This is a genomic window from Thiorhodococcus drewsii AZ1 (genome assembly GCF_000224065.1).
Taxonomy (GTDB): domain Bacteria; phylum Pseudomonadota; class Gammaproteobacteria; order Chromatiales; family Chromatiaceae; genus Imhoffiella; species Imhoffiella drewsii.
On the sequence record NZ_AFWT01000021.1, the window covers coordinates 79,951 to 88,315 of the forward strand.

Annotated in this window: 11 protein-coding genes; 4 read left to right on the plus strand and 7 right to left on the minus strand. The window is 61.6% G+C overall.

What is annotated here, in order from left to right:
* Positions 1–26: 26 nt before the first annotated feature.
* The 4 genes from THIDRDRAFT_RS14895 to THIDRDRAFT_RS26820 form a co-directional block, all read right to left on the minus strand.
* On the minus strand, positions 27–323 hold the full coding sequence (locus THIDRDRAFT_RS14895; RefSeq protein ID WP_483754785.1) for a sll1863 family stress response protein: 297 nt from the start codon (positions 321–323) through the stop codon (positions 27–29).
* A gap of 100 nt (positions 324–423) precedes the next feature.
* Complete coding sequence (locus THIDRDRAFT_RS26400; RefSeq protein WP_007041695.1) at positions 424–600, minus strand: Thivi_2564 family membrane protein; 177 nt, start codon at positions 598–600, stop codon at positions 424–426.
* A 238-nt stretch (positions 601–838) separates the two neighbouring features.
* On the minus strand, positions 839–1,912 hold the full coding sequence (locus tag THIDRDRAFT_RS14900) for a DUF2333 family protein (protein WP_007041696.1): 1,074 nt from the start codon (positions 1,910–1,912) through the stop codon (positions 839–841).
* 54 nt (positions 1,913–1,966) lie between these two features.
* Entirely contained in the window at positions 1,967–2,155 is a 189-nt protein-coding gene (locus THIDRDRAFT_RS26820; RefSeq protein WP_007041697.1) for a Thivi_2564 family membrane protein, read from the minus strand.
* Positions 2,156–2,454: 299 nt separating this feature from the next.
* Between THIDRDRAFT_RS26820 and THIDRDRAFT_RS14910 the strand changes: the two genes are divergently transcribed.
* The 3 genes from THIDRDRAFT_RS14910 to THIDRDRAFT_RS27335 all read left to right on the plus strand — a co-directional run bounded on the left by THIDRDRAFT_RS14910 (position 2,455) and on the right by THIDRDRAFT_RS27335 (position 4,537).
* Positions 2,455–3,171, plus strand: coding sequence for a Crp/Fnr family transcriptional regulator (locus THIDRDRAFT_RS14910; protein WP_007041698.1), 717 nt, complete (start codon positions 2,455–2,457; stop codon positions 3,169–3,171).
* Positions 3,172–3,505: 334 nt separating this feature from the next.
* Positions 3,506–4,261 (plus strand): Crp/Fnr family transcriptional regulator, encoded by a 756-nt coding sequence (locus tag THIDRDRAFT_RS14915; RefSeq protein WP_007041699.1) that lies wholly within the window; start codon positions 3,506–3,508, stop codon positions 4,259–4,261.
* A 171-nt stretch (positions 4,262–4,432) separates the two neighbouring features.
* Positions 4,433–4,537, plus strand: coding sequence for an RcnB family protein (locus THIDRDRAFT_RS27335; RefSeq protein ID WP_083827496.1), 105 nt, complete (start codon positions 4,433–4,435; stop codon positions 4,535–4,537).
* Positions 4,538–4,564: 27 nt separating this feature from the next.
* Here THIDRDRAFT_RS27335 and THIDRDRAFT_RS14920 read toward each other — a convergent pair whose 3' ends face one another.
* The 3 genes from THIDRDRAFT_RS14920 to THIDRDRAFT_RS14930 are packed head-to-tail and all read right to left on the minus strand — an operon-like array spanning position 4,565 to position 7,508.
* Entirely contained in the window at positions 4,565–5,254 is a 690-nt protein-coding gene (locus tag THIDRDRAFT_RS14920) for an ABC transporter ATP-binding protein (protein ID WP_007041700.1), read from the minus strand.
* Positions 5,251–6,495, minus strand: coding sequence for an ABC transporter permease (locus THIDRDRAFT_RS14925; RefSeq protein ID WP_007041701.1), 1,245 nt, complete (start codon positions 6,493–6,495; stop codon positions 5,251–5,253). Before THIDRDRAFT_RS14925 ends, THIDRDRAFT_RS14920 begins: the two co-directional genes overlap by 4 nt.
* Positions 6,495–7,508, minus strand: a complete 1,014-nt coding sequence (locus THIDRDRAFT_RS14930) for an efflux RND transporter periplasmic adaptor subunit (protein ID WP_007041702.1) — start codon at positions 7,506–7,508, stop codon at positions 6,495–6,497. The genes THIDRDRAFT_RS14925 and THIDRDRAFT_RS14930 overlap by 1 nt, the downstream gene beginning before the upstream one ends.
* A 325-nt stretch (positions 7,509–7,833) precedes the next feature.
* On the opposite strand from THIDRDRAFT_RS14930, the gene THIDRDRAFT_RS14935 reads away from it, so the two are divergent.
* The gene (locus THIDRDRAFT_RS14935) at positions 7,834–8,022 is read left to right on the plus strand and encodes a CPXCG motif-containing cysteine-rich protein (protein ID WP_007041704.1); all 189 of its coding nucleotides are present in this window, start codon (positions 7,834–7,836) and stop codon (positions 8,020–8,022) included.
* Positions 8,023–8,365 lie beyond the last annotated feature (343 nt).

Consider the following 8,365-nt stretch of genomic DNA (forward strand, 5'->3'; position numbering starts at 1 on the left):
AGATCACCTCACCTGTAGCGCGTGAGTTAAGGCTTATGCGTGAAATGCGCCGCGAACGCCTGATAGGAGTCTTTGAATGCCTCCCAGACATTATCGCTTTCCGCCTTCACCTGCTCCCAGGTGCTCTCGCTCGCGGCCTGCACCTCCTCCAACTTCTTTTCGCCTTCTGCGCGCTGGACACGCAGCACGGCAAGTTGCTCCTGATATTTCAACTTGGCATCTTCCTTGATTTCATTTCCCTTCTCTTCCATCGCAGCGATACTCTTGCTCCATTCATCGATCTGCGCCTTCATTCGCGCAACATATTCATCTCTTGACGCCACCATGACATTCTCCTGTCTCACTTATTTCACCCGGCGGATTGCCGGAATACAACGCCCCACCGACTCATCACACGACTGCAGAATCCGAGCCGTTTCGCATTCACCAAGATATCGGACCAAAGAACCCGAATGCACCGAGAACAAAGGGGATCGCGATGACGACAACAACCACATTCGCGACCTTCCTAACGGTCGCATTCATCGGGATGCGCACATTCACAACCCACAGAATGGCCACGAATGCGACCAGATTGATCAGTAATTGGATATAAGCCATGACGTTACTCGTTTGATCCTAGACACTTGATCTGAGACATTGAAGCATCCCGGACAGTTATTTATTCCTGTAAACATCCAGACGGGATTGGTTTGATCCATCGAGATGCACGGCCTTGCGTGCCGCCCCCCAGAATCAGCCCCATCCTGATCACACCTGCGGGCCGCATGGTAGCCATGTCGATACCCTCTAAATTGATACGATGATTCAAGCGTAAGCCGTTCGGCGAACGCCCGATTCAGCCTTTCTGCAACAGATTGCGCAGATCGGTGATCGCAGCATTGACCCGGGAGATATAGGAGGCGCTCACCAGCGAATGATTCGCCATTGGCCCGTATCCAGTGCCGTTGAGAATCAACGGACTCCAGATAGCGTTCTGGGTGTTTTTCAATTCGCGGATAATCTGTTCCAAGGAAACCTCGGCATTCTTGTCCTTGAGCACGGGATCGAAGTCGATCGCCATCGCTTGCAGCGAATGCAGCAGTGCCCAGGTGTAACCGCGCGCCTCGAAAAAGATGTCGTCGATCTTGGACCAAGACGTCTTGGTCTGCGTCTGGGCGGGAGCCGGCGTCGACTGACGGGCGCTTGGATCGCCGGCCAATGCGGTATCGAGATGGTCCTGGCCGACCGCAAAAGACAAACGCTGCGCGAGGCTGCCGAGGCGTTTTTCAACCACTTCGAGATAGGTGGTCAGATTGTCAGCGCGGGCAAAGAACTGGGCATGGACGGCTGCGGTATCGGAAAGGCCCTGGCTATACCGATAGAGGGCGTCGATGCCGGTGCGGTACTCCGACTCGGTGGAAGGCAGGATCCAGGAGTCCGATTGGTAGTTGGACTGGGGTTGTGCGATTTCTAGATTTTTGTCCTCGACCGACTGGGATTGGGCACGACTGAAGTCGTTGCGCAGCGCGTTGAGCAGATCGCGCCATGCGGTCAATGCACCGAATTCCCAGTTGGGAATGTTGTCCAGAAACACACTCGGAGGAGAGACGTCGTTGGTCAGATAACCGCCGGGCTTGTCGAGCAGGGTCTCTCCAATGCGGATGGCGGTCGCCGTGGTGGCAGTTCCTGTCACCAGCTTGCTTTCATCCTGATTCACCAGAGAGAGCGCCTGTTCACGCACGTCATACAGACCAGGCGAGCGCGACCAATAGATGCCCAGGATAAGGACGACAATCAAATAGGTGACCAGAAACAGACCGGCGGTCCACCAAAGTCCCTTTTCTTTCCAGGTGCGAGGATCGTAATAGGTAACGACCTTCGCGGCCTTCTTGGCCAGCGTCTGTCTTTTCAATAATGCATCCGCATTCATAATATTTTATTTATTCCTTCCGGAGGATGGCGCGATCTGTTCTGGTCCGACCTTCTAGCCAATCCGCATTCCCGATATCGGGGGAATCAGCCCAAAGACGGACAAGAGCCACAGAACCACGACAATCACGACGACCGCGTTCAAGATCTTCTTAATGGTGCGATCCATCGGGATGTAGTTATTGATCAACCAGAGGATCAATCCCACGACAACGAGCGTCATGACCAATGTAATCAGAGACATGGCAATTTTTCTTCCAAACGGTGCAAATAGTCGGTAAGCGCCACGATAGTCACCGCCACGACCGGCGTCTGTTCGCTAGCACACAAAGCAATGCGTTTCCGGGACAGGGTCCCGCCGCGCCTCGACCGGGCGCCTTGCGCAGCGGAAACCGAAAGAAGTCAAACGCGCGCTATGTTTGGCAGCGTACCGACCGAGCGGGCCGTTGAGCGTATTGCTACCCATCACGGCCAACCCACTCACCCGTTCCAGCCTTGCGCCGTCTGTTCTTCGTCCATCACCGACCAAAGGAGAACGCGCGCGTGCAATCGGACTCCGTGAAAACACCCGACCAGATCGAGAACCGGCTCCTGGCCGCCCTGCCCGACCAGGACCGGCGAGCGGTTCTGGCGAACTGCGAGTCCGTCGAGCTGCGGCGTGGCGAGGTAATCAACGAGCCGGGGGACCGGATCCGCGACGTCTATTTCCCCACCGACAGTTTCGTATCCCTGGTGGCCCCGCCCGCAGATCACACCGGTCTGGAGGTGCGGCTCGTTGGTAATGAAGGCATGATCGGCACGCCCCTGATCCTGGGAGTCGAGTTCACCCAGATCCGCACCTTCGTCCAAGGACCAGGGCCGGCGTGGCGCCTGTCCAGTGAAGGATTTGGCGAAGCGATGCACCAGAGCAGCGTCCTACAGGCCAGGCTCCACCGCTATCTCGACGTCTTGATGAACCAGAGCATCCAGTTGCTCACCTGCACCCGCTTCCACAGGGTGGAGGCGCGCCTCGCCCGCTGGTTGTTGATGACCCAGGACCGGGCGCATTCCAATCACTTCCATGTCACCCATGAGCTCCTAGCCCTCTTGCTGGGGGTACGTCGCGTGGGTGTGACCAAGGCGGCAAGCGCGCTGCAGGAGCGCCAGCTGATTCAGTACCGGCGCGGGGAAGTCACCGTGCTCGACCGTACCGGCCTACAAAGCGCCGCCTGCGGCTGTTATGGGGCGGCAGAGGCAATGTACGAGCAGGTCTTGGGTTGACGCGGGAAACCACCCTTCGAACCGGCGGCGCGGCGGCTGGTGTGCCCGAGGAGCGGTCGAGAGCAGCGGCGACTATTCGGCCAAAGCCGCGCGTCCTGCGCCTGGCTGCGCTCTACGGCGCCAATACCCACGGCAAGACCAAACGGTTACGCCCCCTGTGATTCGCACGCTTCCGAAAGAGGCGATTGCGGTGAATTGACGCTCGGGATGCGCGCCCAGGGTCGAACAGTCTCAATCTGTCCGCCAGCGGACAAAAACCGCCTTGACACCCTGATGCCGTCAGCCGTGAAATCCATGCGGTCCGATCTTGGACGGTCAATCCAAAAGGTGGCGCATGCCCAACATGCCCAATCTACCGCCTCCGAACCCACAGCAAAACCGTCTACTCGACGCCCTGCCCGAGGATGATTACGCACACCTGAGTACGGAACTGGAGCTGGTCACGCTGCCACTCGGCATGGTCCTCTACGAGCCTGGCGTGGAATTGAACCATGTCTATTTCCCCACCAACGCCATCGTCTCCCTGCTGTACGTCATGGAGAACGGCGCCTCCGCCGAAATCGCCGTGGTCGGCAACGAGGGCATCGTCGGCATCGCCCTCTTCATGGGCGGCGGCACGGTGCCGAATCGGGCCGTGGTGCAGAGCGCGGGCCACGCCTATCGTCTGAAGGGACGGGTGCTCAAGCTGGAGTTCGCCCGCCTCGGGGGGCCTCGCCAGGGGGCGTTGCAGCCGCTGTTGCTGCGCTACACCATGGCCCTGCTGACCCAGATGGCGCAGACCGCCGTCTGCAATCGCCACCATACGGTGGACCAGCAGCTCTGCCGCTGGCTGCTGCTCAGTCTCGATCGATTGCCGTCGAACGAGTTGCACATGACCCAGGAACTGATCGCCAACATGCTGGGCGTACGGCGCGAGGGCGTGACCGAGGCCGCCGGGCGGTTGCAGGCGGCGGGGTTGATCCGCTATAGCCGGGGGCACATCACTGTGCTGGATCGACCGGGCCTGGAGAAGCGGGTATGCGAATGCTACAAGGTGGTCAGGAAAGAGTTCGAGCGCCTGCTGCCTGACGTCGTGCATCCGAAAAAATAGGTACACCCCACACGGAATCGTCGGGGCAGCGCTCACGGCAGAGGGGACGCAATCACCAGCCGGCCACGCACAGGCAATCGCGCAACGATCAGCCCCCAGGTCGCGACCAACGGAACGACCAGCATCGAGCCCCATCCAGAGGGCACCGATCCCCACCGCATCACGCCAAGAATGAGCGACACGCCCCGCGGCTACCATAGGGTTCAAACAGGCTCGGATTTCGTACTGATCGCGATCGCCAGCGGCATCATCGCGGAGATTGCGCTGAGCCGGTGACCCGCCCCACAGATCGAGCGCCCGCGCCTAAACCGCGCGCCAATCGGCGTCGATCCGGCCGTCGACGATCCCAATACGCCGATCGGCGGCAGCGGCAAAGGACGCATCGTGGGTCACCGCGACCACCGTCTTGCCCATCTCGTGCGCCAGATCCTTGAGGATCTGACGGACCGTGCCGCCCGATGCCGAATCCAGATTGCCGGTCGGTTCGTCGGCGAGGAGGATCAGCGGGTCATTGGCCAGAGCACGGGCGATGGCGACGCGCTGGCGCTGCCCGCCGGAGAGTTGGTGCGGGTACTTGGCGCTCTGCTCGACGACGCCCAGCCGATCCAGCAGCGTAAGCCCCCGCGCGCGAGCATCGGAGGCATCGAGCCGCCCGAGGCGGCGGATCGGTAGGGTCACGTTGTCGAGTACCGAGAACTCGGCGAGCAGGAAATGGAACTGGAACACGAACCCGAGCTTCTCCAGTCGGCGGTTCGCCAGGTCGTCTTCGCCATAGCCTGAGGTCTCCTCGCCGTCGAGCCACACCCGCCCCGAGGTCGGGACATCGAGCAGCCCCAGCAGATAGAGCAGCGAGGACTTGCCCGACCCGGATGGACCCATGATGCAGATGAACTCGCCGTGCTCGATGGCAAGACTGACATCCTTCACCAACGTGACCGGCACCTCGCCGGGCAGGATGCGAACCAGATGCTCCGCGCGCAGCACCGCGCTCACGCCGCACCTCGCAGAATCTCCACCGGATGCACCCGCCCCGCGCGGCGCGCCGGGAGATAGGCGGCGAGGATGCAGGACGCCATGGCGAAGGCCGTGGCCAAGGCGAATTGCTGCGCGCCCCACCAGATCGGCAGAAAGACCTGCTCCGAGACGCCCGGCGGCTTGATTTGAACCTGCGACAGGGCGTGCATGAGACCGGCTCCCAGGACCAGGCCGAAGAGGCTGCCGATCAAACCGATGACGACCCCTTCGAACAGGAAGATGAGCCGTATGTCGCGGGCGTGGAAGCCCATGGATTTGAGGATCGCGATGTCGTGAGTCTTCTCCAGCACGATGGTCGAGAGGGTGTTGTAGATGCCGAATGAGGCCACGATCAGGATCGCCGACACCACGCTGTACATGATGATGTTGCGTACCACCAGCACGCTCAGGATGTCCTCCGACGCCTCGACCCAGGAGACCGATTTGTCGCCGATGGCGGCCTCGATGCGTTGGGCGACGGCACGCGCGGCATAGGCGTCGTCGAGCTGGATCAGGAAGCGATTGACCCGGTTGGGCCGCTCGAACATGACCTGCGCACGCTTGAGCAGGGTGAAGGTCTGGGTCTCGTCGACCGAGGCATTGCCGGTGCGAAAGAGGCCGACCACCTTCATGGCGCGACTGGCTCCGCTCGCGGCCACCACGGTCAGGTTGCGGCCGAGACCGAGGTTGAATTTCTCGGCCAGCCCGGTGCCGATGACGATCCCGTTCGGGTTGACGTCGAGCGCATCGAGCGAGCCCTCGACCATCTTGTCCTGAATGGTAGAGACGGTCTTCATGGTCTTCGGCACGATGCCCGAGAGGGTGACGCCCTCCTCCCGCCCGGCGAAGGTGAGCACGGCCGAGCCGATCAGCACCGGCGCGACCCGCACGCCCGGAATGGCCTCGATCAGCGCGAGCTTCTTGCGGTAGCCGCGAATGCCACGCGTCTCGGTCTGTGGCTTGAGGCTGCGGATCCTGACGGCCCCGTCGGTCCAGCGTTGCTCGGCCGGCTGGGTCCGGGGGCGACGCACCTCGTCCGAAACGGTGATGTGCGGACTGTTGTCGACCAGACGCTTGATGAAGTCCTGTTCGGAGCCGCGCATCAGGGAGGACACCGCCAGGAAAAAGGCGACCCCGAGCACCACACCGATGAGCGAGACCAGCGTCTGGCGCCGACGCCCGGTGAGATGGGTGAGCGCGACCTGGAGCTGAATGCGCATCAGGGCTGGGATGCAGTGTCGGCTGAACGGATACGCACGGCGGCGCCGTCGCGAAGGGCTTCGGAGGGCGTGGCGACGACCAGGGCATCCGGCGGCAATCCATCGAGGATCTCGGTACGTAGCGCGCCGGCCACACCGATGCGCACCGGCTGGCGATGCAGCCGGCCGTCCGCCACCAGCCAGAGGACGTCGTTCTGGAGGGCGGTGGACGGTACCAGCAGGGCATCCTGTCGCTCGGTCAGGATCAGGTTGGCGTCGACCGTCATGCCGATCCGCAGACCCGCCGGATCGGCGAGCCGGATGCGGACCCGAAAGGTGCGCGCGACCGGGTCGCCCTTGGGCGTGATCTGACTGACCTCGCCATCGAACACCTGCTCCGGCAGTGCATCGGCATGCAAGACGACCGCCTGCCCGACGCGCACCTGAGGGATGTCCTCCTCGTCCACGTCGGCCGTGACCCGCAGCGGAGCGCAGCAGGAGAGATAGAACACCGCCTGCCCCGCCGGGATGAACTCACCGATCTCGCCGTCGCGGCGGATGATGAGACCATCGGCGGGTGCGGTGAGGGCCATGAAACCGCGTTGCGCCTTGGCGCGTCTCAGCACCGCCTCGGCGGCCTCCAGGTCGGCGCGCGCCTGATCGACCTCGATGGTGGCCACGACCTTGCGCTGCACCAGTTCGCGCATGCGCTGGAGATTCAACCGCGCGAAACGCGCCCGCGCGTCCAGCTCCTGCACCGTATTGGTCAGATCCGTATCGTCGAGCCGTGCCAATGCCTGTCCCTTGACGACCTGATCGCCCTCGTCGGCATTGAGTTCGACCAGATTGCCCGCCGCCCGCGAGGCGATCGGCAGCATGACGCCGGGCTCCACGCTGCCGGTTGCGTAGATCGCCTCGACGGCGGGGCCGCGCGTTGGCGCAACGACGGTGACGGCGACCGGGGCCTCACGCCACCAGAGCCAGCCGCCACCGGCCAGCACGGCGATGACGAAGATCAACGTCCATTTGCGCATGATTCGATGATTCAGATGGATCGGTGGTATTCCTGGCACGGGTGTGCCCTGTCATCGCCACCTTGAACCATTTGACGAAACACCGCCAGCGAGAAAGGTGCGCGAATAAACGCCACCGCGTCGACGGCACCGCGATGATGTGTCGCAGTCAGAACGCTTGCGGTTCTCGATCATCGCGCGCTGCTCATCGGTTCAGCTCCGGATTCGTCTTCTCTGCGTCGAACAGCGCCTTGATCCGGTTGATCTGGTCGTCGGTGAGATCGAGCCGGTTGGTCATCCGTTCCAGATCGCGTTCCATGCGCGACGCTATCCTGAGGAAACACAAATGCTTGAAGACGCGCGGGTTGAATGCCCCTACTGCGGCGAAGACTTCGATACCCTGGTGGACAGTTCTGCAGGCAGCCAGCACTACATTGAGGACTGTCCAGTCTGCTGCCACCCCATTGAGTTTCAGGCTGAGGTCGACGGCGACGGCAACCTGATCGCTCTAGAGGTACAGCGTGATGATGACTGACGACTGGTGCCAGTCACGGCCATCGACGCGACCGACGTGGTGCTCTAGACGCACAGGAATCCGCCGGACCCTGGGCGCCGAGGAGCGGGCTATCCGCGTTCTGTAGGGACAGAGATTCACGCGTTTTTTCTCGAACTTCAGCATATTCTTGAATGTCGCGACCTCAGTACAGTACATTTCAAATTAAGATTTTGATTATAATGGCATTGTCTTGAGACTCTGCCCCAACGTCACGATGCCCGAAACCCGCACTGTCAGACTGCTCCGAACCCTGCTTGCCACACACCTGGACTGGCATGGCTCTCGTCTCGATTTTCTCGCCCGTTTCATCCTGGCCGTCCTG